Below are 25,188 nucleotides of genomic sequence, written 5' to 3'. Positions count from 1 at the left end.
ACCGCTCAGTCTGCAAAATATGGAGAGGGAAGGTTCTTTTATGAGTTGGAATTGGTATCGATTTGAAGAGCAGGAAAATAAAAAGCAACTGATATTTGGTTATCCTATCATGGACTTACACGACGGAACCGCCAGGAAAAAACGGTGTTGCTCCTCTAGCGATTGCGCTTTTCCTTGCCACCGTGAAGCGGGGTGGAGGATTGGGAGCTTATCCCGGACACAGAGGCCGTTATTTGTGAACTTTCTTAGTGTTTGAGAGTCTATGCGGACACCAGCGCTGTTATTTGAGCAATACTATGTAAACTTATGCTGAATTGAAGCAAATAACGGCGCTCATGTCCGCCAAAAATGTGAAACAGTAGTAATGTTCACAAATAAGCGCCCTGGTGTCCGCCGAACATAAATGAAGTGTGAAATTAGTTGTTATACATCTTTCGGTGCAACACATTTTTTTCGAATTATTCATAATATTAAAATTCCATTTACAAACAACTTACAAAAGCTGAACAGTGTATTTACTTAGAATTAATAATCAAGAGGTATTCTTGAATAAGTGAGAAAAGAGGCTTATTCATCTTAAAACTGGAGATTGTAGAGGCTTCTTATTCTATCAAGCTTTATGTGCATTTTCATGCACGGGTGAAAGTGTTCAATCATAGATGTTTCTTAGAAGGAGGGATTACATGAGTCATATACAACTTCATCAACTATGTAAAAGCTATGATCAAAATACTTTTGCTGTAGAGGATGCAACCGTTTCGATTGAAAAAGGAGAATTTTTTATTCTTGTCGGTCCATCAGGTTGTGGGAAAAGTACGATTCTACGAATGATTGCGGGCCTTGAAAGCATTAGTGCTGGCGAGCTATACATAGATAACCAACTAGCCAATCATTTACTACCGAGCCAACGAAATTTATCAATGGTTTTCCAAAATTATGCCCTTTATCCTCATTTAACGGTGGAAGAAAATATATTGTTTGGTTTAAAAGTAAAAAAGGTCAAGAAATCAGTAAGAAAAGAGCGGTGCGAGGAAGCGGCAAAACTATTAGGGTTAACGGACTACTTAAAGCGTAAGCCACGGGAGTTGTCTGGTGGACAAAGACAACGAGTGGCATTAGCCCGTGCAGTAGTCAGTGATGCACCAATGTGCTTGATGGACGAGCCACTATCAAATCTTGATGCTAAATTGCGTGGACATATGCGGACGGAAATTCGTCAGTTACAAAGGAAGCTAGGGATTACGATGATTTACGTGACGCATGACCAGGTAGAGGCGATGACAATGGGTGATCGAATCATGGTGTTAAAGGATGGAAAGGTCCAGCAAGTAGGGACTCCGTTAGAAATCTATAATAAACCGAAAAATCTATTTGTGGCTACTTTCATTGGAGCTCCGCCGATGAATATTTCAAAAGCAACGGTAGATAGAATGAATAACCAATTACGACTAGACAATGACCTTGTTATACCGATTAGTCATGAGCAAGGTAGACAAATAAAGAGTGATGTGGTGTATATCGGCATTCGACCAGAGCAAATTAACCGTGGAAATGGTGGAGCAAAAGACGTCTCTTTCTCTGTCCAGTTAGCGAATGTCGAAGTACTTGGGAATGAGACGTTGCTTTCCTTTTATATCGGAGAGGATATTTGGAAGGCGAAATGGTTAGGACAGTGGCCGTTAGATATGAATGGACAAACAGAAATCTCCTTTTCTATTGAAGAAATGTTTCTCTTTGCTGGCGATACAGAAGAAACGATTATATCTCCAGCATGGAATGAAACGTTGTTAAAGGAGGTACGTTCTGTTGAATCTGGTTGAAGCGGAGCGCGTTCGAAAAAAACTAGCTGAAAAGCAATTGATAGAGCGTCAATCGATTTGGAAAAAAACAGCAAACTTTCGCATTGCTATGTTGTATTTGCTTCCATCGATCTTGTTATTTTCTATCTTTCTATTTTATCCAATGATTAAAACAGTCTATTTAAGTTTTTTCTTAACCGATTCAAAAGGAACGGCTGCATTGTTTGTTGGCTTGGAAAACTACATATACCTACTGCAATCTGATAGGTTTCAAAAAAGTATGATGTCTACTGGACTCTTTGTCCTTTACACCGTTCCAACTAGTGTTTTGATTGCCTTATTTTTAGCTTTATTGTCCAATGAGAAGCTAAAAGGAATTGGTTTTTTTAGAACAATATTCTCTTCCACAATGGGAATGTCTGTAGCGGCGTCTGCAGTTATTTGGTTGTTCTTATTCCATCCGACAGTAGGCACGATTAATAGCTTTTTTGGAATGCTAGGAATACCTGCAGTTAGATGGCTATTAGATCCGACATGGGCACTTATCTCCATTGCGATTACAACAATCTGGATGAATATTGGCTTTTCTTTTTTGATTATTTTAGGTGGGTTGCAAAACATCGACCAACATTTATATGAAAGTGCAAATATCGATGGAGCAGGGTATTTTTATCAATTACGGAGAATTACTGTGCCGATGCTGTCGCCAACTTTATTTTTTATCATTACGATTACGTTCATTAATTCGTTTCAATCTTTTGGACAAGTCGATATTTTAACAAGGGGTGGTCCGGCTGAGTCTACGAATTTAATTGTGTACTCGATATACCAAGAGGCCTTTATTAACTATCAATTTGGTACGGCTAGTGCCCAAGCGATTATTCTCTTTATTATCGTTTTTGTCTTAACATTGCTGCAATTTAAGTTTGGGGAAAGGAAGGTGCATTATCAGTGAGAGTGAGATTAATACGCTCGATTGTCTTTTACGTATTACTGATTGTATCTGCATTAATCCTTTTTTTTCCGATTCTATATGCATTTCTCGTAAGTTTTATGAACGGTGCAGAAGTACTTGGACGTGCCTTCCTACCTTCGTCACTTGATTTTGATAATTATGTAAAGGTGTTTGGGACCGTACCTTTACTGCAATACTTAAAAAATAGTTTTATCGTTTCTAGTATTGTCATGGTTGGTCAATTAATTGTTTGTTCTTTAGCAGCCTTTGTGTTTGCCTTTATTCCATTTAAAGGGCGGAATTTCATCTTTCTATTGTTTATCTCGACGCTCATGATTCCGTGGGAAGCGGCGATGATACCTAACTTCTTAACGATTCAAAGCTTAGGGTGGATGAATTCTTATTTGAGCATGACGGTACCGTTTTTCGCTTTAGCGTTTGGAACATTTTTATTACGTCAGCATTTTAAAACCATTCCTCATGAACTTTATGAGGCTTCACAAATAGAAGGATTATCTCGGTTTCAATTTTTTTATAAGGTTGTTATTCCTTATTCAAAAACAAGCTTGGTCACATTAGGTATATATGGCTTTTTAACTACATGGAATATGTATTTGTGGCCATTATTAGTGACAACAAATGATGTGAAACGAACAGTACAGATTGGCTTGAAACAGCTACAAACAGTAGAGGTTTCTACGGAATGGGGAGTAGTAATGGCTGGTGTTGTCATTGTCATTTTACCAACGCTATTACTTCTATTTATAGGACAAAAACAGCTTCAAAAAGGTTTGACACAGGGTGCAATAAAATAAAAGGAGAGATGATGTATGTTAAGAAAGTTAGCTTGGATGTTATTGGTTATTATGCTTATTGGGGTCATAGCTGGTTGTTCTTCAGAAGAAAGTGACGCTTCACCAGAACCGACAGAAACAGAAACTACGAACGACGATGCCAAAGAGGAATCACCAGTGGAGGACGAAGCAACGAGTGATGACAAAGTCTCCGTAGAGTTTTGGCATGGTATGGGTGGAGAGCTTGGTGAAGCATTAGATGCATTAGTAGACAAATACAACGAGTCTCAAGATGGAGTAGAAGTTGTATCTGAATACCAAGGTTCTTATGAAGAATTACTAACGAAATTTAGAAGTGTCGGTGGAACAGCTGATGCACCAGCGTTAGTTCAAGTCTTTGAAGTAGGAACGAAGTATATGATTGACTCTGGTTACATCACTCCAGTTCAAGAATGGATTGATAAAGATAATTATGATGCTAGTAAGCTCGAAGGAAATATCTTAAGCTATTATACTGTTGATGGTTCATTATATTCTATGCCGTTTAATTCTTCTACACCAGTACTTCTGTACAATAAGGATGCTTTTGAGGAAGTAGGATTAGACCCAGAAAATCCTCCAACAACGTTCAAAGAAATTATGGAAGCAGCAGAAAAGTTAACGACAGATGACCGTTATGGATTTTCTATCCTAGGACATGGTTGGTTCTTTGAACAGCTACTTTCTACACAAGGTGCTGATTATGTAAATAACGATAATGGTAGATCGGATGTCGCAACAGAAGCGTTGTTCAATGGAGAAGAAGGACTTCGTGCATTTGAATGGATTAATGAGATGAACAAAGCTGGTACATTCGGATATTTCGGTTCAAGCTGGGATGATGTTCGTGCTGCGTTCCAAGCAGGACAAGTAGCGATGTACTTAGATTCTTCAGCGGGAACGAGAGCAACGGTTGACAATGCTTCATTTGAAGTAGGTTCAGGATTTGTACCATACGCGGACGAAGTAGAAAGAAATGGTGTCATTATCGGAGGCGGCTCGATTTGGATGGCAAATGGAATATCGGAAGAAGAGCAGGCTGCAGCCTTTGATTTCATGAAATTTTTACAAACACCTGAAGTTCAAGCAGAATGGCACCTAGCGACTGGGTATTTCGCAATCAATCCAGCTGCGTACGACGAGGCGATTGTATCGGAAGTTCACGAAGAGTACCCACAATTACGCGTTCCGATTGAGCAATTACAAGCGACAAAACCAGGAACGGCAACACAAGGCGCATTAATCTCTGTATTCCCAGAATCACGTCAGCTTGTCGTGACAGCGCTTGAAAATATGCTACAAGGAATGGAACCAAAAGAAGCATTGGAGCAAGCAGCAGAAGGAACGAACCGCGCAATTGAAATTGCGAATCGGACGTCTGGGCAGTAATAAGAATACAAAACATCTCTTCCTATGGGAGAGATGTTTTGTTGTTTATGGGAACTAAGCGGCCATGAAAACCGTTATCTGTGAACATTGCTAGCGTTTTGGAACGTTGGCGGCCACAGGAGCAGTTAATCATAATATATCGCTAGCAATAGACTTACTTTTGCGTGAATAAGCGCTCCTGTGGCCGCTAAAAAACGGAAACCCGTATCATGTTCACAAATAACGGCTTCTCTGACCGCGAAAATGAGATAGGGGATGTGTTGAGATAGGGGATGTCGGGTACACCTGAACAATTTGAAATTATGGATATTCGCTTATTATCTGATTTGAAAAAACATCACTATCAGCAATGGGAAAAACTAGACTTTTTCTTAAGAGAGGATTGGTCGACGGTACGTACGCTTATGGAGCAAGGTATCGAACAAGGTATTCTTCGAGAGATTAACCTAGATCTCTTTCCATTTCCAGCAAATCAAAGGAAATGAAATTCCTTTAAAAAATAGGATGATTTTTTTATTGTTTTTTTTTTGAAAGAATACCTTGCTATATTAAGTAATGTGTTTTATAACTAAATAAGGAGGTGGAAAAATTGGAAATTAATAAAGAGGTTTTAAAAGGTCATATTGATACGTTAATTTTATCGTTATTACATAACAGGGATATGTACGGATATGAGTTAGCGAAATTGGTTCGTGAAAAAAGCGAAGACCAATTTGAACTAAAAGAAGGTACGCTTTATTTGTCATTAAAGAGATTAGAAAATAACAAATGGATTTCTTCTTACTGGGGGGATGAACAGGGACCAGGTGGAAGAAGAAAATATTACAAACTTACACCATTAGGTGAAGAAGGTTTTGAAGAAAAGCGTAAAGAATGGCAATTTTTTAAAAAAATTATTGATACATTTATAGAAGGGGGAGAATAAATTTGAAACAAATTGATAAATATGTAAATTCAATTTATAAAGATGTTGCGGGAGACGAACAAGAAATAGAAGATTTAAAACAAGAAATGCGTTCGCATTTAGTCGAAGCTGTCGAAGAGTTAAAGGCGAAAGGGAAAACAGAAGAAGAAGCTATCCGTATTGCAATCGAAAATTTTGGAGGTAAAAATCAAATTGTAAAAGGATTATCCGAATTCTTTAAAGTCCAAAAGAAATTTACTAATTATGTATTAGCGTTTACACTGATTTTCTTTGTTTTTGGTATAATAACACTTGTTTTTTCCTGGTTAGAAGTTGAACAATTTTACAAAAAGGGCGAACAATATGTCATAGTAGAAACAGAAAAAAATGCTATCTTCAATGATGTTTTCGATGTTCTTGATACTACTAATAAAATAAGTGATGTAGAAGAGGAACAATTGATGGACATTTTTAATAAATACCCAAATCAATTGAATTTATTAGCCGTATTTCCAACAGAAGATTTAAAAGGATGGTTAGAGAAAAATGAGGTATTGATTGGAACACCTATGACACATTTCCCAATAGAATATAAATATGCAGCGACTGTAATTGGAAACAATAAGATAATTGAAAACAAAGAACAAATTATGCCAAGTGACTATGACTTAGGAACTGTTATAATGGCAAAGGGACAATGGATTGTTCAATATGAATATAAAACTTCATATGAAAATATAATAGAAGAACATCATCAATTAAATTATTATGCCCCAAACACTTGGACTTTTTATCAGTTACCTATTTTACTTTTTGCTTTATTTATCACACTCGGTATTGTATGGCTGTTCTTGAAAAAACAAAACAAACAGATAAAAAATGTAATGAGTTAAAGTGTAAATCTAAAAATTGAGGACAAATAGCAACTGACTAATTCAGTTGCTATTTTTAATGCTGTTTTAATGTCAAAATGTCTGTAAAAACCAATGTGAGTTAGGTAGTAAATTGAAGTTTTCTCCCCTTCAACCGAACCTGTTAGATAGATTCGTCATTCCTTTATCACTACAAGCACATGCAAACTAACTCATACTACTACTAATAGAACTTAGGCTCCTCGACGAATTCCTCGTCACGAGTTTCGTTCCAATATAAACTTTCTTCGGGATTACCCGGTCATTTGTCAGTCGTTCCATAATTAAATCTACTGCTGTTTCACCCATCAGTTCCGTTTCGATTCGGACTGTACTTAAAGAAGGGAAGATATACTTGGAAATACTCACATCGTTGACACCGATTATACTGACTCGGTCAGGTACTTGAATATTTTCTTCTTGAAGTGCTCGTAAAGCACCGATTGCGACAGGGTCGTTTCCAGCGTAAAACGCTGTCGGTAATTCATCCCCCAATGTTTGGATCGCTTCTTTCATCAGTCGGTAGCCAGCATTTACGTTGAATTTTTCAATAAAAATAAAGCGTTCGTCAAGCATGCCTTTTTCCTCCATATATCTTCGGAAAAAGGTTTCTCGTTTTTCTTGGATCGGTGGATCGCCATTTAAAAAGTTTTGAGTTCCACCTAAGAACCCAATGTGTTTATGTCCGGTTTCTAATAGGTAGTCTAGAATTTGACTTGATACTCTTTCGAAGTCGATTAACACCGCGTCACACGTATCATCTACATAGTAGGAATCTATCACCACAATATTGGGGGTGATTTTTTTTAGTTTTTCGATTTGTTCTTCAAATGTATCACCCACAACGATAATCCCATCGATGTTCGTATCGATTTGATCTAAGTCCCCTTTTAAATATTTGAGTAATTGAGCTTTATGATAATCGGCTCGTTCCTCAATCCCAACACGTATGGCCATGTAATACACGTCATCTAATTCTTCTTCTTCGGTTTTAATATGAACGAAAGCAATTCTTCGATGTGCAGATGTTTTTTTTCGTTTTTTTGTATAAGAAAGCTCTTCTGCTACTTTAAATATTTGTTTTTTTGTTGTTTCTGCTACAGATAGACTTGTATCGTAATTCAGGACTCTTGACACTGTAGCGGTTGAAACGCCTACTTTTTCAGCGATATCTTTGATTGTGGCCAATTATCTCACTCCTTTGACAACAGTTGTAACCTTTATCTCTCAACTTATTTAGAAAGTCGTAACCATTTATCAGTTTTCTTAAAGGTATATTAAATTTCGAAAAGAGTCAATTGAAGCTAAGTAAAATTATAGTAAACATTTACTTGGTATAGCATATTTATTTACTAATATAAGTGTAAATAAATAATAATTATGTGTAAATAACCAATTAAAATAAGGTTTTAAGTTATTTTTAGTAAAATTAACTGAATAATCAAGTAAAAATTTACTTGACTGTAACAAAAACCTGTTTTAACATAAATCATGTAAAGCGCTTACATTAAGAAAATGCTTTTACTACATATGTAGTTTTATAAAATGGTAGTTCTCTAGAATTTGATTCTAGAATGTATATAAAAATAATTACTTAAGGGGGGCTTGTAAGTAGTTACGTAAGAGAGGTCTAATAACTATTTATAAAGTGAGGGGAAGAAGGATGAAAAAGAGAAGTTATTTGTTATTTGTTGGTTTATTAATGTTTGGCTTACTACTTGGTGCTTGTCAAAATGAAAGTGCTAATACGACAGATGATGATGGCGACGTTGTCACGTTAACATTTTGGAATCGATATGCGGAGCTTCGTGGAGGGTTAGAAGCATTCATTACTGCCTTTGAAGAGGAACATCCCAATATTAAGATAGATTGGCAGGAAACACCAAGTGGAACAGCGGAAACGCAATTGCGTACGGCATTATCAGAAGACCAACTGCCTGATCTATGGACGAATACAGTCGAGTTAAAAGAACTAATTGCCGTTGATGCAGTGAAAAACTTAGATGAAGTGTTTACGGATGAAGTGAGAGCATTGTTTCATGAAGGGACATTCTTTGAAAATGGAACGACTTCTGATGGGTCTGTTTATGGTTTTCCGTTAGCTTCACCGCGAAGTAAAGCGATGATGGCTTATTACAATAAAGATGTGTTTGAAGAACTAGGGTTAACAGAAGATGATATTCCTATTCATGGGATGAGTTTGAAACATTAGGTTATGAGATTTTGGAAAAGTCAGGTGGGGCGATTTATCCTTTAGTTTGGAATAACCCAGGTTGGGCCAATGACCAATTAGTTTCGATGATGGGGACGGCGATTAGTCCGGAAACTCCTTGGCGACATGACTTTACAAAAGGTGTTCCGACGTTGTACACACAAGGGAAACTAGAGTCTGCCTATTGGTTAAAAGATATGTTAGATAAGGGGATTATGGCACCTGAAAGTGTGGAAATTGGCTTAGGAGAAGCAGAAGCGATATTTGCCATTGGAGGCTCTGCTTTCTTATTTAGTGGGGACTGGGTTGGTCGCCAATTATCAATTGAAAATGATTTTGAAAACTGGGGTGTAGCACCACTTCCTACGAAAGATGGAAAGCCTTACTATTATCGGGCTGGCTCAGAAGCAAGTAGTATCCAAGTGAGTAATAATACAGAACACTGGGAAGAAGTCAAAATATTCTTAGAATATGCGATTGAGCATTTCCATAGAGAAGTATACGTCAATACGGGAGCGGGAATCCCGGCCAAAATGAATGTTGAAGGGAATCCGCCATTTGAACAAGCAGCAGATATTAGCGAGTTACAAGAACAGTTAGTAATCCCTGTACCGAAGCCTGGTGAATTAAATCCAGCAACGATTCAATTTGAACGAGATGTTGTAGCGAAATTGGAAGTGCCTGGCATTGGTGATGCGATTGTTGGTTATTTAACAGGAAACATTACTGATCTTGAAGCAGAGTTAGAGAAATTAAATCAAGCCTATTCAGATGCTTTCTTTGAAGTATTAGAAGAAAATAGCGAGGTATCTCAAGACGATTACATTTACCCGAACTGGGAGCCGTTTGTCCCATTTACAAATGATATGTATGACGAATTAAGATAGTCTGCATAGAGAGGAGCACATTGGTCACTATCGTTTTGTTATTGGAAAGACGATAGTGACTTGTGCACTCTTTTATCTGTTTCTATTGTTCTCAATTCCTCCTAGAAAGGGTGATGTAAGATGTCTAGTAATATACGACCGGATTCTGAACCTGTCCCTAAAAATATCCCACAGAAAAAAGAAAAGCTTTCAAGAAATCGTTTAAAAAGAAACAAAGCGATTTGGGCTTATATTTTTCTTGCTCCGCAAATTATTGTATTTTTTATATTCTCGGCTTATCCGATTGTGATGAGTTACGTCTATTCTTTTTATGATTGGTCTGGAATTGGTCCGTTAAATCATTTTGTTGGACTAGGAAACTATGTTCAACTGCTTCAATCAGGTCGCTTTTGGAATTCCTTACTTGTTTCTATCTATTATATTGTAGGAACAACAGTACTAGGTGTTGGGGTTGCATTGATATTAGCGATTATATTAAATGATGCCAAGCTTAAAGGACGAGGGATTTACAGAGTCATTTACTTTTTACCTGTTGTTACGACAACAGCGATTGTTGGAATTATTATGAGTAATCTATTTGGAGTTAGAGGTCTTGTTAACCAAGTGTTGATGCAATTTAATATTATTACAACACCCATTACATGGCTGACAGAGGCTAGTTTAGCGATGATGATTTTAATTGTAGTCGGGTCATGGAAAGGTCTTGGGATTAACATGGTCTATTGGCTTGCAGGTCTTCAATCGATTCCACATGATTTGTATGAATCTGCTCAGTTAGATGGAGCTGGGTTTTGGAAGACATTAAGACATGTGACATTACCATTATTAAAGCCAATGCTTATGGTGATTGTCTTATTGTCATTAGTTAGCGGCATTAATGCGTTTGACTTAGTCAAAACATTAACAGATGGTGGGCCGAACTTTGCGACAGAAACGCTTGATTTATTTATTTACAATTATGCTTTTTCTAGTCAACTTGGAGGGACATCGACTCGGATGGGGTATGCTTCGGCAGCGGGTGTGTTGTTAGGATTATTTACATTTATTATTAGTACGGCATTTGGGGCAGCAGCATTCGGGAAAAATTTAATGAAGCAAAAAGTAAAAGTAGACCCTAAAGGTGGTGTGAAAAAATGATAACGACGAAATTATCACGCCTGATGATTCATATCGGTTTAATCTTTTTCGGTATCATTTGGATTTATCCATTTATATGGATGATCTTCTCTTCGTTAAAAACGAATCGAGAATTTTTAACAAGTGGTACATCGCTATTTCCAGAAACACCGCAATGGGGAAACTACTATAGAGCGTGGGAAACAGCGAACTTCTCGGGGTATTTTGTGAATACCGTTATCTTTACGATTTCTACGGTTTTGATTGTTATCTTTTTGTCGTCATTAACAGGGTATGCATTAGGTAGAATTGATTTTCCAGGTCGAAAAACGATTTTAATTATCGTTGTGGCGATTATGTTTATCCCGAAAGGCTATACGATTATTCCATTATTTAAAATTATTAGTTTCATGGGATTACAAGATTCCCTTCTAGGGATGATTGTCGCGGAATCGTCTGGAGCCCATGTGCTGTTCATCTTAATGTTTGCCTCCTTCTTTGCTAATATACCAAAAGAGCTCGAGGAAGCAGCTGAAATGGATGGAGCGGGGTTTTTAACCGTATTTACGAAAGTGATGTTACCGCTAAGTATGCCAATTGTGGCAACGACAGCAATTATGCAATTTATTTGGACGTGGAGTTCGTTCTTAGTTCCTCTTGTTCTATCGATTAGTAGACCTGAAATTAGAACACTAGCGGTAGGGATGCAAAGCTTTGTTGGAACGTATGCAACAGATTTCTCAGGCATGGCAGCTGGAGCAACGATTGCACTATTGCCTGTCATGATTATCTTTATTATTATGCAGCGCTACTTTATTGAAGGAATTGCGGGTGCGGTGAAAAACTAAATATGAAATCTCAATACAAAGAAATTACCTTTATCGTAGGAAGAACTTTTCGTAAATGAAAAGTAGAAGAAATGAAGGGATGTCATGGAAGGAGTGAGAATATGTTCACGATGGATTCGCTCGTCTATAAAATGGCGGTGTGGGTGATGCGGTTAGCGTATGTCAATTTGTTATGGATCGCAATAACGATACTAGGGCTGGTCATATTTGGTTTCTTCCCTGCAACGGTTGCGATGTTTGCGGTTGTCCGCCAATGGATAAAAGGGGAAACCGAGATTGCGATTTTCCGCACATTTTGGAGCCACTATAAAAGGCATTTTATGAAAACGAATATAGCTGGAATGCTGATGATGCTTGTCGGTGTAATCATCTATTGGAATCTTTTATTTTTCATCGACATGAACAGTCAAGTCGGTGCGATGTTTTTTTACTTCACTATGGCGATAGCGCTTGTTTATTGTATGGTTGCTTCCTTTATTATTCCTGTCTATGTTCACTACGATATTAAAGCGATACATTATGTAAAGTACGCCTTTATTATTAGTTTGTCGTACCCACACCATGCGGTTTATATTGGCTTTAGTACGTTTGTTATCGTTTACGCTACATTATTCTTTCCTGTACTCTTTCTCTTCTTTTCAGGTAGTTTCTTAAGTTTACTTATTATGCGCTTTGCCTATGTTGTGTTTGAAAAAGTAGAAAAGAAAAACGCAAACGAAAGAGTAGCAGTGGAGACATAAACGGGGAGGATACTAATGAAAAACTTTACTCTATCAATATATAACAATCCATTAAAGTCAAAACAAGATGTGCAACGAGCCATCGAGCAAATTTGTGAACCCGTAATAAATAGCTTGCATGAAACATCCGCCCATATTCATATTGGAAATACGAGTGCTTCCTATCCTGACTCAATTGCGGAAATGGAAGGGTTCTCGAGATTATTATGGGGAATCGTTCCATATGTTGCAGGTGGGGGAGACGATCCAACTTGGGACACGATGTATCAAGGGATTATTAATGGAACGAATCCGAACCATGAAGAATATTGGGGGACGATTCATCATTATGATCAACGAATCGTCGAGATGGCCGTGTATGGGTATGCATTAGCGCTTATTCCGGAAAAAATCTATGCTCCACTTTCAGCAGAAGAAAAAAGAAATCTTGTAAACTGGGTATCGCAAATTAATGACTGTAAAGCTCATGATTGTAACTGGTTGTTGTTTGCTGTCCTTGTCAATCTTGGGTTGAAAACGGTTGGAGCTCCATATGATAAAGCTAAGATAGACGAGAATTTAAATAGAATCGAGGCATTCTATCTTTCTGATGGTTGGTATTCAGATGGCATCAATGGCCATTGTGATTATTATACTTCTTTTGCGATTCATTATTATTGTTTGCTGTATGCGAAAGTAATGGAGCAAGATGACCCAGAACGCTCAAACCTATACAAAAAACGAGCTTCTGTGTTTGCTCGTCATTTCATTTACTGGTTCAGTAACGATGGATCTGCATTACCGTATGGAAGAAGTCTTACGTACCGTTTTGCACAATCATCATTTTGGAGTGCAATGGTGTTTGCTGAAGTGGAGGAGTTTTCATATGGTGAAATGAAAGGCATCATTTTAAAGAATCTTCGCTGGTGGTTGTCACAACCGATTTTTCATCAAGATGGTACGTTAAGTATTGGTTACGCTTATCCGAATTTAGTCATGGCAGAAAATTATAATTCCCCAGGTTCTCCGTATTGGGGATTAAAAACCTTTCTTATTTTAGCACTTGATGACCATCATCCCTTTTGGCAAGCGGAAGAACAAGAACTTCCTCGTTTACAACCGATGTCTGTTCAGAAACCAGCACATCTCGTTGTCTGCCGGCAAGAGGAAACAGGTCATGTTGCTGCTTTTAATTCAGGTCACCCGTTTACAAATGATCACACACATACATCAGCAAAGTATGAGAAGTTTGTGTACTCTACCTTTTTCGGTTTTAGTGTGCCGAGAGCGGAATGGGGTCTTGGTCAAGGGGCATTTGACTCGATGCTTGCGGTTAGTGAGGGGGACGGGTTATTTCGAGTGAAAAGAAAAGCGGAAGAATATCAGCTAAACGACGATATCCTTTACACAAAATGGAAACCGTGGTCCGATGTTGTCATCCGAACATGGATTATAGCTGGACTGCCGTGGCATGTGCGTGTTCATCATATTGAAACAAAGCGGGAGTTAGAGGTGGCCGATGGTGGATTTGCATTAGGAAAAACAAGTGAACGTTTCCGAGAAGGTGAGGTTCATGAAAAGAAAGACGCTCATTGTGCTTTCGTAAAAACACCGCTAGGGAAAAGCGGAATTGTGGATTTAACAGAAAAAGGAACGCCACTTTTAGTCCATCCTAATACGAATACAAACATTCTTCATTCACGCACTGTCATTCCAACGGTGAAAGCATCTTTCGGTAACGGTCAACACATACTCGCAACGGCCGTTTACGGTGAACCGAAGATGGAGCGAGAAACAGACAGTGCTACCGAAAGACCATTTTTAAAAATGGATGGAAATAAGCTATCGATTTATTCCGCAGATCATCGTATTCTTTTTCAACAAGACTTTACGTGAAAGAGCGAGAGAGTAAAGCAAAGGAGTTATTCGATGAATCAAAGACAGATTCGTTCATTGCTCACGTCTACTCATTTCTTGTTTTCTAGTAGGGATGAACAAACGAAGTGGTTTCAAAAGCTAAATAATAATCCTTCTGCTTTTGTGGAAGAAGTAAAGTTGGAAGCTGAGAAACTAGTAAATGAAACAGAGCCGATGCTTCGTTATTCTTTATTTGCGACTTTTTTTGAAAATGGGTCGCGTTTACAATATGAACGTGTGTATTTTTCAAAACGAAGGCGTTTAAATACATTTGCGATTATGACGTTATTAGAGCCAGAAAATCAGATGTATCGAAAAGCATTGCACAACACGATTTGGTCGATTTGTGATGAATATACATGGTGTTTGCCTGCACATTTAGGAGAATGGGAAAAAGCAAAAGAGGTACAATTCTCGCTTAGTCACGAGGGAGTATTTCATTCGATTGATTTGTTTGCTGCAGAAACCGCTTTTGCTTTAAGTGAAATTTATTATTTAACAGAGCATCTCATCGATCCGATTGTTGGTCGTAGAATAAAGGAAGAAGTATTCAGACGCGTATTTTGGCCGTTTCAGCAACAGAGCTTTCATTGGGAAACAGCGACACATAACTGGTCATCTGTTTGTGCAGGCTCAATTGGAGCAGCGGCGATGTATTTAATCCAAGATAATGAAGAATTAGCTAGTATGCTAGAAAGAGTTTTACGAGCATTAGAGTATTACTTGAAAGGATTTTATGATGATGGGGCTTGTTTAGAAGGATACGGTTATTGGCAATATGGATTCGGCTATTTCGTGTATTTTGCGGATTTACTTAAGCAGAAAACGACGGGGAAACTCGATTTATTTCAGTCTGAAAAAGTCCATCAGATTGCCATGTTTGAACAAAAAAGTTTCTTAGCTGACAATCGTATTGTGAATTTTTCAGATTCCATGCCGACCTCCACTGTTTTTTTAGGTCTGAGTCATTATTTACACCGAGTATATCCAGATGTTCAAATCCCAGAGGAGAAAATTGGCGCTAGCTATCCCGATGATCATTGCAGTAGATGGGCACCAGCGATACGGAATTTAGTGTGGGTTTCTGATGAAAAGGGGAATCCGTGGAAAAAGGGTACGTATTATTTACCTGAAGCACAATGGTTCATTTCTCGCGTCTCACATGAAAAACAAACGTATGCTTTTGCTACAAAAGGTGGTCATAATGCAGAACCGCATAATCATAATGATGTCGGTCATTTCATTCTTTTCGGGGATGATGAAGTGTTTTTACAAGACCTTGGTAGTGGGGAGTATACGAAAGAGTATTTCGGCAAGAAGCGATATGAGTTTGTTTGTAACAGCTCTGAAGGTCATTCGGTTCCGGTGATTAATGGGCAATCTCAGAAAGACGGAGCGTATTTTGTAGCAACTGAATTTAAAGTAGAGACAGAAGAAAAGACAGAAATGGAACAGGTGATCATCGATTTAACCCGTGCATACGACGTAAAGAACTTACAACATCTAAAGAGAATGTTCACGTGGAAAAAACAGGGCCTTCCTTCTCTTCATCTCAAAGACTCGTACACATTTACTGAAATGCCAACGTCCATTATAGAACGTTTTATTACACCAATGGTCATGATAGAAGAAAATAAAGAAGGATTGATTCTCCAAGGGAAAGGAAAGAAAAAGCTCAAAATCTACTATCAAAAAGAAAAACTACAGTTTAGCCAAAAGAATATGACATTTTCCAATCATCATGGCGAAGTACAAGAGTTTATTGCCCTTGATTTTAGTGTAAAGCTACTAGATAAAAAGTGTACCGCTGAATTTACATTTCAATTTGTAGAGAAAGGGTGAGAGAATGGTACAGGAACAAAAATGGGTAGAGGAAGCTTGGAATGATATTTTAAAAAAGTTGAATAGAACGAGTAAAAAGATTGGGGCTAACTTTCCACATATAAGTAAAGATGGGAACTATGAGTTGGCTCACCCGCATTGGTGGACAGCGGGTTTTTGGCCTGGGCAATTATGGTTAGTGTATCGTCATACGAAAGATGAAGCGCTGCGTCAGATGGCAGAAGATTGCGAACGTCAATTAGATAAAGTCATCTCTGATTTCTATCGTTTGGATCATGATATTGGCTTTATGTGGACACTCACAAGTGTGGCAAGATGGAAGATCCTTGGAGAGGAAGATTCAAGACGTCGGGCACTCTTAGCCGCTAACTTACTAATGGGACGCTTTAATGCTAATGGTAACTTTATTCGCGCGTGGAATCCTTGGTTTGAAGGGGATGATAATAGAGGGTATGCGATTATTGATTGTGCGATGAACTTATCGTTATTATTCTGGGCCTCTGAAGAAACAGGTGATCCGCGATATAAAGCTGTTGCCATGAAGCATGCGGATACAATCGTAAATCATTTTGTTGAAGAAGACGGTTCAGTTCATCATATCGTTCACTTTGATCCAGACACTGGAGAACGGCGGGAATTTATTGGGGGGCAAGGTTATAGTCCGCACTCAGCTTGGTCGAGAGGAACGGCTTGGGCGATTTACGGGTTAACATTATGCTATCAATATACGAAAGAAGTGAAATATTTACGAACTGCCAAAAAAGTAGCCCACTTTTTTATCGCTAATTTACCGGAAGATTATGTCCCACATTGGGATTTTCGCATTCCTGATGAGGTAAAACCGTATCGTGACTCGTCTGCAGGTGCAATCGCAGCATCAGGTCTGTTATTATTAGCAGAAAGCGTCCCATCAACAGAGTCAGACATCTATAGAAAAGCCGGCGTGAATATTTTGCAGTCCTTATATGAAAATTACGGGGCATGGGATGATGAACAAGAAGATGGGCTAATTCTTGCTGGAACAAGTCATTATCCAGAACAAAAAGGATTAGAAAAGCCGCTTATTTACGGAGATTATTTCTTTGTTGAAGGCATGGCAAAGTTAAAAGGGGAAACACAATTGTTTTGGTAAGGAAAACGAAGTCTGAATGAAAACGAAAATACGCGAGAGAATGCAGCGGGAGGTTACATAATGTTAAAAGCAGACAATGGAGAATTTCTGTTAGATGGAAAGCCATTTCAAGTATTGTCAGGCGCGATTCACTATTTCCGTGTCGTGCCACAATACTGGGAAGACCGATTACGAAAGCTAAAGGCAATGGGGTTAAATACAGTGGAAACGTATGTGCCGTGGAATTTCCATGAGCCGAAAAAAGGACAGTTCCATTTCTCAGGAATGGCTGATATTGAACGTTTCATTCAGACAGCCCAAGCCCTTGACTTATATGTTATAGTTCGTCCATCTCCCTATATTTGTGCGGAATGGGAAATGGGAGGGTTACCAGCATGGTTACTAGCCGAAAAGGACATCATCCTTCGCTCGAGTCAGCCGGCTTTTTTGCAACACGTGGCAGATTATTATGATGTGTTGCTCCCGAAAATTGAGAAGCATTTAAGCAAACACGGTGGTCCAGTCATTGCGATGCAAATCGAAAATGAGTACGGAGCCTATGGAAATGACCACAATTATTTGAACTTTTTTAAAGAGCAATATCAAAAGCACGGCCTAGACACATTCCTTTTCACTTCAGATGGACCTCATTTCATTGAACAAGGCTCATTGCCAGATGTCACAACAACACTGAATTTTGGCTCCAGAGCGGAAGAATCCTTTACGACGTTAGAAACATTTAAGCCGGGATCTCCGAAGATGGTAGCCGAATATTGGATTGGCTGGTTCGACCATTGGGAAGGGAAACATGTAACAAGAGACCCAAAGGATGCAGCGAAACATTTTGAAGATTTATTAACGCTAAAAAGCTCGGTGAACTTTTATATGTTTCATGGTGGAACGAACTTCGGCTTTATGAACGGCGCCAACCATTACGACAAATACTATCCTACGATAACGAGCTATGATTATGACAGCTTGTTATCTGAAAGTGGGGAAATCACGGAAAAATACAAACAAGTGAAAGAAGTGCTGAAGAAATATAAAGAAGTACCAGAAGATATAGAAAATGAAATACCGAGAAAAAGTTACGGTGCGATAACGTTAACTGAATCTGTGAGCTTATTTGATACATTACAAGACATAAGTAAAAGAAAAGAACATCTCGTCCCACTAAGCATGGAAGAAGCAGGACAATCATACGGTTATATTCTTTATTCGACTAAAGTAAACCGAACAGGACAGCTAAAACTAGATACAGAACCAATCCGTGATCGGGCATACATATATGTAAATGGCCAGTTCCAAACGACCGTTTATATAAATAATGAAGCTGAGCAGGTCGTCATTGATTTTCCAAATGAAGTGAACACGTTAGAGATTCTTGTTGAAAATATGGGACGCGCCAACTATGGAAAACATTTAACTGATAAAAAAGGCATAGTGAACAACCTTTGGTTAGGCGAACAATATTGGTTCCATTGGACAATGCATTGTATCGAATTAGATGTTTTACCAACTCGTTATGATGGTGGCAAAGACACTCGCTATCCGAAGTTCTTTCAAGGAAGCTTTGATGCTAATGAAGTGAGTGATACATTTGTAGACCTCGATGGATTTACGAAAGGAAATGTCTTTATTAATGGATTTAACTTAGGGCGTTACTGGACAACAGCAGGGCCACAACAACGGCTGTATTTGCCTGGGCCATTATTAAAGGAAAAAGATAATGTAATTACAGTGTTGGAATTGGAGCATGCAGAGGCAAATATTGTTCAGTTGGTGGATGAACCGAAGTTAGGGTAGGACTTCTTTTTCGTGCGGATACGATTTCGCTAAGGAGCGTTAGTAAAATCAATAAAAAAGGGTGATAGCACGAGGCTATTTACCCTTTTTTATTTTGAGTTTTAAACATTGAATAAAATACATGTATTAGTTTGGTTATGTTTAATTCGCTCGTTTATGTTTATATTCCCTTACTAAAATCCACCCTAATAATCCAAACAATACAAATCCAAACGCATGTAGTGTCCCGTAAATAGGAATCATATCCATAATCGTTATGGAGAAAAATAGTTTTGCTATCGGATAACAAATCGATATGACAATGATACTGTAAAAAGCAAGGCAGGAAAGCGTTAGAAATAAATTACCATAACTTCTCTCCATGTTCTTTCTCATTTTCAACAGCAAATAGGTGCAATAAATGAAAATATTAAAGGCAAAGATACTTACCCCTATCATTTCCAATGGCTTAGAAACAACAATCCCAATCGCAATCAATATCGGTCCGATTATATCCACAATAACTAACCAGTGATACCAACTTTTTATAACCATAATCCGTCCTAGCATTCCAATAAAAATAGGAACAATAGCAGAAGAAAAATGAAAATGAACCGAGCTTAAAGCACTTACTGTAGGGTCAACTTGTAAAAAGGTTAGTTGAAATTGGTAAAGAGTAAACCAAATCCCTCCAATAAAAAAATAAATTAATCCCGCACCGATTGCGATTTCTTCTATCTTTTCTTTTTTCTCTATTATTAAAAGCACACCACATAAAGCAAGCAGAAAAGTAAAAAGCAGCCACGCAAGAGACAAAGTCCCTGAAATAACGCTATTGCCCACTTCCCATGTTTTGTTGCTCATAAGCGAAGCTAAAGATAGAAGGGCTGCTGGGAAATGAAAAACCTTAATCAAAGTATAAATCTTTGTTTGAATGGCTGTTTGGTCTTTGTTTTCAATTAAGAGAATAATAAGCGGCAAAATCACAAAAATGGCAAACACTAAAAATTTCTCTATTAAGCTGAATTGGAAATAATCAATGGTGAAGATGACAAAACAAATGATTGCTCCAATAATAGTCGGGAAAAATGGATGTTTCATAGTGGTAGGTCCTTTCGTTCAACTTAGCATTAGTCTAGCAGAGTTAGGACGAAATGAATAGTTTCATCTGAAAGAATTCACCTACGTTCGGTCAGGATGGGGATAAAGTATCGAAACATTTCCATGAGGTTATAGGTTATTTTTATGGTCACAATTGATGGGATAAAAATTTAAAACAATTTATATAAAAACTATTGGTGAATTGAGCAAGGCTATGGTTAAAAAATTGCTTACCACATTGAATCCCTCACGATTTGTGGGTTAGCTTTTTTACGGTTGAGATTAAGATAATTATCGAAAACCGCTATTAATTCTTTTGCTCTATTTTTTCTATTATCAAGAAGGGTCTTGGCTTTATAATAAAGTAGCAGCATATTTTGCTGAGAGAGCATATGAAAAAGCTAAAAAAGATGGAGCGAAAACAGAAAATCATTCATCTCAATCCACCTCTACAAAATCTTCTTTACCTACAACAGGCAAAGCCTTGTCTTCAAAGGATTTAAAGGATAGTAAAGGCGTAAAGCAAAGAAGATATTATGACAAGAATGGGAAAGCAGATGTGGATATAGATTTTCGACATGCTGGAAATTTTAAATTTCCACACAGGCATACTTGGACCAATGGTGTGAGGAGTGGGCATTAAAGAGGGGTGTTTTTATGGATAATCAAAGGAATTTTGATGATGTTTCAATGGGTGAAGTTATTAGTTATGAACACTTTTTATTTTATTTGGAACAAGGTAGGGAAATTGAATTTGTTTATAAGGGAAAAGAGTATTTTATTTCTCGTTCCGTAGAAGGAAGGGCTGTATGGGAAGGAAGAATAAAGGTAGCAGAGTGTTATGGTGAGTCCCATCAAGATATAATAAATATTACAAAAATAGATGGAGTTACTCTAGCAAAGCTTATTAAACAAAATAAGATTGAAATTATCACTGTTTTTTAAGATGATAATCAATTCTAAAAGGGGCAATAATCTTCTGTAATTGGGCGCTATTGTGGTAGAGAGCAGAAAGCAGTAGTTCTGCTCTTTTTTCTTTTCGATTAACAAATAAAGGTTACTTTAATTAGTTTCTTTATGAAAATATGAACTCTAGGTTGTTAAAAACACTACTTGATGTAAGGGAAAAAACTAAAGTGAAGATATAGACTAACAAAACAAAACAAAACAAAACAACTCACCTGAATTATCTCTTACTAAACTGCATGAGTATGGTTTAAATGGGAACATTCAAGGGTTCATGAAACTTACAGGGAAACTCTGTGACTATAGCATGTCGTTGTGTAAACAGTCTGAGGACAACCTAAGTTGTCCTCGTTACTTTCGGTTGACAATGATAATACCAGTAGCAACAAAAACTAGTCCAGCAAGGACAAAGAGATGAATGGGCTCTTGTAGTAATAGACTAGATAGAAATACGCCAAAGACTGGGATTAAAAAAAGGAAAACCGACACCTTCCCCACCTTATTGTATTTCATAATATTATTCCATAAGATGAATCCGACGGCTGATAGTAATGCTAAATACAATAGCATCATGAAAGACTGAATCGTAAACGTAAAAGGAAAGAAGCCAACTGAAACTATGCCGATAAGTAATAATCCTACTGCTCCTACTAGCATTTGATATGAAGTAAGGTTTGCAACATCCATTTTAGTCGTACCATTTTTGGCTAGAATATTGCCAAAAGCTGCGGAGATCATCGCGAGTAATAATAAAATCTCACCAATCCCTATATTTAATGTTAATGCACCTTGTGTAATATTAACGAAAATGACCCCTATAAAGCCAATTAATAATCCAAACACTTTTCTCCAATTAATCAGGTCATCTTTATACATATAGTGGGCAAGAATTATTTGAAAAAAAGATGTTGTTCCTGCAATGATTGATCCTTGAATACCTGTACTTAGGCTTAATCCTATGTAAAATAATATGTATTGTAAAAAGGTTTGAAAAAAACCTATAGAAGCGATGGTTTGCAATTGTCCTTTTTGAAAATCTAGTTTTCTTTTCGTTATGTATAAAAAAAGCAAGACAAGGAGAGCGGCAAGGAAAAAGCGATAACCTGCAAATAATATTTGCTCCCCAATTTCATGTGGATGGATGTCTAAAAGCTCATAGCTCAGCTTAAGTACTGGGAAAGCACTGCCCCATAAAAAGGTAGCTCCTCCTGCTGCAATTAAAATTCCCCATTTGCTTGTAAAAAATTTCTCAGCGGTCATGTCGCACTTCCTTCTTGTTCAAATTGAAACACAAAACAGAGTATACTACATATCAAACGGAAAGTAATAAAAGAAAGATTGATTCAATTCGGAACATGAAAAAAGTACCTGACCTCTGATGCGTGTAATACTTTACAGCGCTTGGGATCAGGCACATTTTTTACGAGATTCTTAACATTATAATTTAATAAGCATTTCCTTTGTCATCGATATAAACAGACTTAATTACCGTACGTTGGAATCTATCTCCAGTTGGTGTGACGCCTTCGATGTCGACAGTCATGTTATATGAACCTTCTTCACTGTAAGGGATAACAATTTGATTGTTTTCATTATTCCTTTTCGATTGTCTGTAATCTCTCATGCGATGGCCGATTTTTTTGTTGGCATTTCCTTTCTCAGGGACGAAATGAATGTCATAAAATAATGTAAATGGCGTGTTTCCACGACTGTTTCCTGGTCCGATGTCGGCAACATATTTCCAATTTTTTTTGTTGCCGTCTTCCTTGAATTTGATTTGCTTGTTTAATTTTGAATCAAAGCTTACGAGCAAGGCATAGGCGGATTTTTCCTCTGTATGAGTACGGATTTTCCATTCCCCTTTTTTAGGATTGTCAATTTCTAAGACATGGTGCCATGCTCCTTGAAAAAATTCTGTATCCTGTACGCTTTTGACGTTATATGTTTTTCTTTCCTTTTTTCCTGGACGGATGAGTTCGACCGAATCAAACTCCGTGGCGCTCATCCAGTTGATCGTAATCTTCTTTACGTCATTTTCTACATAAAATGTCTCTTCTGCAAAACCGTCTTGAGCTCCGCCTCTCACTAGGAGATCGAGTTCTTCTTGATTTGTGCGCTCGGAGAAATCGTGTAGAGCTACAGCTTCCATCGGCTTAGAGATTTGGACTTTATTGTTAAATAGAGGGAAAGCATTAGAGCCATGGCGAACTTCTCCGTGATTCCAGTTCCGAACAGCCAGTTCTTCGGCGTATGGTAGACGTGTACTGGCAACAGAGACAACACCGTCACTTGCTCCAGGGATAATGGTACCTCCAAACCAGTAATTACTAAAGAATGGTCCAGCACGATTCCCAGCAATACTGTAGTACCTATTTTGTTGGACTTGCCACTTGCTATCTGTCATTGCTCTAAAGTGATTCATTACTCCAGTTTGCAAGCTTTGCGTTCCTTCATTGTCTTGACCTATTAAAGCAGCCAGCCATCCGAGGCTAGAACTGTTAGCTAAGTCGGCAAGCTCACTTCCCCAGTGAGGCGAACCGATCGTTACAACGTCCGAGACGAGATGGTGTTTCCCTTCGTGAATTAAGGCGACCTGTGCGTCGACACCACCTTTACTGTATCCTACAATGACTAATTTCTTGCCACCGAAATATTCGGAAATTTGCTCGAGCTGATCGGCTAATAAGGCTCCATTGTCCCAGTAGCTTTTTGGTGTTCCAGCTGAATCATAAAGCTCTACAAAAGTTGTTTCAAATCCTTGTTGCTGCGCTAAGCTATACATATTATTTTCTTCGTACCATATTGTGGAGTTATTTGTTAACCCTTGGACAAAGACAAGAACGGGTTTGTTAGGATCAGGTTTTGCTGGTAAGGTACCGATGTGAATAGTACCCGGGTTATTTATTCCCTCTCCATTGAATGTTTCTTCAAAAAGGGATCTACTAAAACCGACAGTTTGAAACAGTAGTGTCATGAACAAAGTAACAACGACAGTTAAAATAGGAACCTTCTTTTTAAATAACATGTTTTCACCTCTATTATTTAGTTTTTGGAATCGAAATGTGCTCCTTTCTATAGACTCGTACGTTTCTCTTCGTAACGTACTATGGAATGTTATTCGAACTGGTTTAGGAGAATCCTTCCAGAGGCATTTAAAGAATTTGTAAACTAGTTTTCACAAATGAAAATGATAGTTAGTTGAGGCTTGTCGCCTTGTTCTAAGAAGAGCGACGCCTCCGCGTTTTTCTTTAAAAGATAAGATAAATTTTGGTATAGCAGTGAAGCTTTGAAAGCTTTTTCAAGAAGAGCGAAGGCTGCGCACCTGCGCGTTTCACCCCAAGAAGAGCACTTGGGGTTCACTTTCAAAAGCGGGCAGGGCTCTGCACTTCGCTTGAAAGAAAAGACGCTCCGCGTTTTCTTATATGTTTTATTTCCACTCAAGGAGGTATACAAAGAATAGAGGTGATTAGATGAGTTCTAAAAAAGATGAAGTAAAAAACAATAGTGACAAAAAGAAACTAGACCACCCAGAGCAGTATCCTACAGAAAAAGAGAGCTTATTTGATAAGTTTGAAAGTCAACAAACGGTTGACCCGATTCCAATGGAAGACTTAAAAATTGAGAAACGGGAAGAGAAGGAAAAGCATAAAACGAAAAGTGATTCTTCAAGCGAGCAGAAATACAAATAAAGTCTAGCTTCCTTTTTTTTACCTATAGAACATCCAAGGAAAATACTATATCGTTGCTAAGCTGCCTGGGTTGAAATTCTGTCAGTTTTGCTGAAAAAATTTTATGATGTATCAGTAGAGAATCTAATGCAATGGAGTCGTGGGAGTGATCTTTATGCACTGTAAAACAGTTCAGAGAGTATTGTCGGGGAGTTTATTAATGAT

Annotated in this window: 22 protein-coding genes; 18 read left to right on the top strand and 4 right to left on the bottom strand. The window is 37.9% G+C overall.

Annotated elements, in window-relative coordinates:
• Positions 1–683 precede the first annotated feature (683 nt).
• The 7 genes from T323_RS0122840 (at position 684) to T323_RS28210 (ending at position 6,773) form a co-directional block, all read left to right on the top strand.
• Positions 684–1,820 (top strand): ABC transporter ATP-binding protein, encoded by a 1,137-nt coding sequence (locus tag T323_RS0122840; protein WP_026675348.1) that lies wholly within the window; start codon positions 684–686, stop codon positions 1,818–1,820.
• On the top strand, positions 1,807–2,754 hold the full coding sequence (locus tag T323_RS0122835; RefSeq protein WP_156942517.1) for a carbohydrate ABC transporter permease: 948 nt from the start codon (positions 1,807–1,809) through the stop codon (positions 2,752–2,754). The genes T323_RS0122840 and T323_RS0122835 overlap by 14 nt, the downstream gene beginning before the upstream one ends.
• Positions 2,755–2,756: 2 nt before the next feature.
• On the top strand, positions 2,757–3,569 hold the full coding sequence (locus T323_RS0122830) for a carbohydrate ABC transporter permease (RefSeq protein ID WP_026675346.1): 813 nt from the start codon (positions 2,757–2,759) through the stop codon (positions 3,567–3,569).
• Positions 3,570–3,584: 15 nt separating this feature from the next.
• On the top strand, positions 3,585–4,976 hold the full coding sequence (locus T323_RS0122825; RefSeq protein WP_026675345.1) for an ABC transporter substrate-binding protein: 1,392 nt from the start codon (positions 3,585–3,587) through the stop codon (positions 4,974–4,976).
• A gap of 272 nt (positions 4,977–5,248) precedes the next feature.
• A complete protein-coding gene (locus T323_RS27530) occupies positions 5,249–5,461 on the top strand; it encodes a hypothetical protein (protein WP_026675344.1) in 213 nt (70 codons plus the stop codon).
• 104 nt (positions 5,462–5,565) lie between these two features.
• Positions 5,566–5,901, top strand: coding sequence for a PadR family transcriptional regulator (locus tag T323_RS0122815; protein ID WP_026675343.1), 336 nt, complete (start codon positions 5,566–5,568; stop codon positions 5,899–5,901).
• 2 nt (positions 5,902–5,903) lie between these two features.
• The gene (locus T323_RS28210; RefSeq protein ID WP_051556687.1) at positions 5,904–6,773 is read left to right on the top strand and encodes a permease prefix domain 1-containing protein; all 870 of its coding nucleotides are present in this window, start codon (positions 5,904–5,906) and stop codon (positions 6,771–6,773) included.
• Between the two features lie 186 nt (positions 6,774–6,959).
• On the opposite strand, the gene T323_RS0122805 is transcribed toward T323_RS28210, so the two are convergent.
• The gene (locus T323_RS0122805; protein WP_026675342.1) at positions 6,960–7,979 is read right to left on the bottom strand and encodes a LacI family DNA-binding transcriptional regulator; all 1,020 of its coding nucleotides are present in this window, start codon (positions 7,977–7,979) and stop codon (positions 6,960–6,962) included.
• 475 nt (positions 7,980–8,454) lie between these two features.
• Here T323_RS0122805 and T323_RS0122800 point away from each other — a divergent pair, with 475 nt between their 5' ends.
• The 9 genes from T323_RS0122800 (at position 8,455) to T323_RS0122760 (ending at position 19,249) form a co-directional block, all read left to right on the top strand.
• Entirely contained in the window at positions 8,455–9,003 is a 549-nt protein-coding gene (locus T323_RS0122800; protein ID WP_026675341.1) for an ABC transporter substrate-binding protein, read from the top strand.
• An 11-nt stretch (positions 9,004–9,014) separates the two neighbouring features.
• Positions 9,015–9,890, top strand: coding sequence for a type 2 periplasmic-binding domain-containing protein (locus T323_RS0122795; protein WP_026675340.1), 876 nt, complete (start codon positions 9,015–9,017; stop codon positions 9,888–9,890).
• Positions 9,891–10,010: 120 nt separating this feature from the next.
• A complete protein-coding gene (locus T323_RS27520; protein WP_051556686.1) occupies positions 10,011–11,027 on the top strand; it encodes a carbohydrate ABC transporter permease in 1,017 nt (338 codons plus the stop codon).
• Complete coding sequence (locus T323_RS0122785) at positions 11,024–11,854, top strand: carbohydrate ABC transporter permease (RefSeq protein ID WP_026675339.1); 831 nt, start codon at positions 11,024–11,026, stop codon at positions 11,852–11,854. Before T323_RS27520 ends, T323_RS0122785 begins: the two co-directional genes overlap by 4 nt.
• Positions 11,855–11,955: 101 nt before the next feature.
• Positions 11,956–12,594: a YesL family protein gene (locus T323_RS27515; RefSeq protein WP_051556685.1), complete on the top strand. Its 639-nt coding sequence runs from the start codon at positions 11,956–11,958 to the stop codon at positions 12,592–12,594.
• 15 nt (positions 12,595–12,609) lie between these two features.
• Positions 12,610–14,469 (top strand): DUF2264 domain-containing protein, encoded by a 1,860-nt coding sequence (locus T323_RS0122775; RefSeq protein WP_026675338.1) that lies wholly within the window; start codon positions 12,610–12,612, stop codon positions 14,467–14,469.
• 33 nt (positions 14,470–14,502) lie between these two features.
• Positions 14,503–16,332: a heparinase II/III family protein gene (locus tag T323_RS0122770; RefSeq protein WP_026675337.1), complete on the top strand. Its 1,830-nt coding sequence runs from the start codon at positions 14,503–14,505 to the stop codon at positions 16,330–16,332.
• A 4-nt stretch (positions 16,333–16,336) separates the two neighbouring features.
• Positions 16,337–17,464, top strand: coding sequence for a glycoside hydrolase family 88 protein (locus tag T323_RS0122765; protein WP_026675336.1), 1,128 nt, complete (start codon positions 16,337–16,339; stop codon positions 17,462–17,464).
• A 60-nt stretch (positions 17,465–17,524) separates the two neighbouring features.
• Complete coding sequence (locus T323_RS0122760) at positions 17,525–19,249, top strand: glycoside hydrolase family 35 protein (protein WP_026675335.1); 1,725 nt, start codon at positions 17,525–17,527, stop codon at positions 19,247–19,249.
• Between the two features lie 141 nt (positions 19,250–19,390).
• Here the strand turns inward: T323_RS0122760 and T323_RS0122755 are convergent, their stop codons facing one another.
• A complete protein-coding gene (locus T323_RS0122755; RefSeq protein ID WP_026675334.1) occupies positions 19,391–20,329 on the bottom strand; it encodes a YndJ family transporter in 939 nt (312 codons plus the stop codon).
• A 657-nt stretch (positions 20,330–20,986) separates the two neighbouring features.
• On the opposite strand from T323_RS0122755, the gene T323_RS27510 reads away from it, so the two are divergent.
• A complete protein-coding gene (locus T323_RS27510) occupies positions 20,987–21,274 on the top strand; it encodes a hypothetical protein (protein ID WP_035179636.1) in 288 nt (95 codons plus the stop codon).
• A 372-nt stretch (positions 21,275–21,646) separates the two neighbouring features.
• Here the strand turns inward: T323_RS27510 and T323_RS0122740 are convergent, their stop codons facing one another.
• The gene (locus tag T323_RS0122740) at positions 21,647–22,555 is read right to left on the bottom strand and encodes a DMT family transporter (RefSeq protein WP_026675332.1); all 909 of its coding nucleotides are present in this window, start codon (positions 22,553–22,555) and stop codon (positions 21,647–21,649) included.
• Between the two features lie 184 nt (positions 22,556–22,739).
• Positions 22,740–24,320, bottom strand: a complete 1,581-nt coding sequence (locus T323_RS0122735) for an esterase/lipase family protein (protein WP_026675331.1) — start codon at positions 24,318–24,320, stop codon at positions 22,740–22,742.
• Positions 24,321–24,765: 445 nt separating this feature from the next.
• Between T323_RS0122735 and T323_RS0122730 the strand changes: the two genes are divergently transcribed.
• The gene (locus tag T323_RS0122730) at positions 24,766–24,984 is read left to right on the top strand and encodes a YczO family protein (RefSeq protein WP_026675330.1); all 219 of its coding nucleotides are present in this window, start codon (positions 24,766–24,768) and stop codon (positions 24,982–24,984) included.
• The last annotated feature ends 204 nt before the right edge of the window (positions 24,985–25,188 follow it).

The sequence above is a fragment of the Alkalihalobacillus bogoriensis ATCC BAA-922 genome (genome assembly GCF_000621445.1).
Lineage (GTDB): Bacteria > Bacillota > Bacilli > Bacillales > Bacillaceae_F > Bacillus_AO > Bacillus_AO bogoriense.
The sequence above is the reverse complement of the archived record's forward strand: the minus strand, read 5'-3'. Positions and strand labels throughout refer to the sequence as shown.

Bases quoted from the DNA above. Each gene is read 5' to 3' on its own strand.
- T323_RS0122840 (WP_026675348.1), top strand. From the start codon at position 684: ATGAGTCATATACAACTTCATCAACTATGTAAAAGCTATGATCAAAAT.
- T323_RS0122825 (WP_026675345.1), top strand. From the start codon at position 3,585: ATGTTAAGAAAGTTAGCTTGGATGTTATTGGTTATTATGCTTATTGGG.
- T323_RS27530 (WP_026675344.1), top strand. From the start codon at position 5,249: ATGTCGGGTACACCTGAACAATTTGAAATTATGGATATTCGCTTATTA.
- T323_RS0122800 (WP_026675341.1), top strand. From the start codon at position 8,455: ATGAAAAAGAGAAGTTATTTGTTATTTGTTGGTTTATTAATGTTTGGC.
- T323_RS27520 (WP_051556686.1), top strand. From the start codon at position 10,011: ATGTCTAGTAATATACGACCGGATTCTGAACCTGTCCCTAAAAATATC.
- T323_RS0122785 (WP_026675339.1), top strand. From the start codon at position 11,024: ATGATAACGACGAAATTATCACGCCTGATGATTCATATCGGTTTAATC.
- T323_RS27515 (WP_051556685.1), top strand. From the start codon at position 11,956: ATGTTCACGATGGATTCGCTCGTCTATAAAATGGCGGTGTGGGTGATG.
- T323_RS0122775 (WP_026675338.1), top strand. From the start codon at position 12,610: ATGAAAAACTTTACTCTATCAATATATAACAATCCATTAAAGTCAAAA.
- T323_RS0122770 (WP_026675337.1), top strand. From the start codon at position 14,503: ATGAATCAAAGACAGATTCGTTCATTGCTCACGTCTACTCATTTCTTG.
- T323_RS0122765 (WP_026675336.1), top strand. From the start codon at position 16,337: ATGGTACAGGAACAAAAATGGGTAGAGGAAGCTTGGAATGATATTTTA.
- T323_RS0122760 (WP_026675335.1), top strand. From the start codon at position 17,525: ATGTTAAAAGCAGACAATGGAGAATTTCTGTTAGATGGAAAGCCATTT.
- T323_RS0122755 (WP_026675334.1), bottom strand. From the start codon at position 20,329: ATGAAACATCCATTTTTCCCGACTATTATTGGAGCAATCATTTGTTTT.
- T323_RS27510 (WP_035179636.1), top strand. From the start codon at position 20,987: ATGGATAATCAAAGGAATTTTGATGATGTTTCAATGGGTGAAGTTATT.
- T323_RS0122740 (WP_026675332.1), bottom strand. From the start codon at position 22,555: ATGACCGCTGAGAAATTTTTTACAAGCAAATGGGGAATTTTAATTGCA.
- T323_RS0122735 (WP_026675331.1), bottom strand. From the start codon at position 24,320: ATGTTATTTAAAAAGAAGGTTCCTATTTTAACTGTCGTTGTTACTTTG.
- T323_RS0122730 (WP_026675330.1), top strand. From the start codon at position 24,766: ATGAGTTCTAAAAAAGATGAAGTAAAAAACAATAGTGACAAAAAGAAA.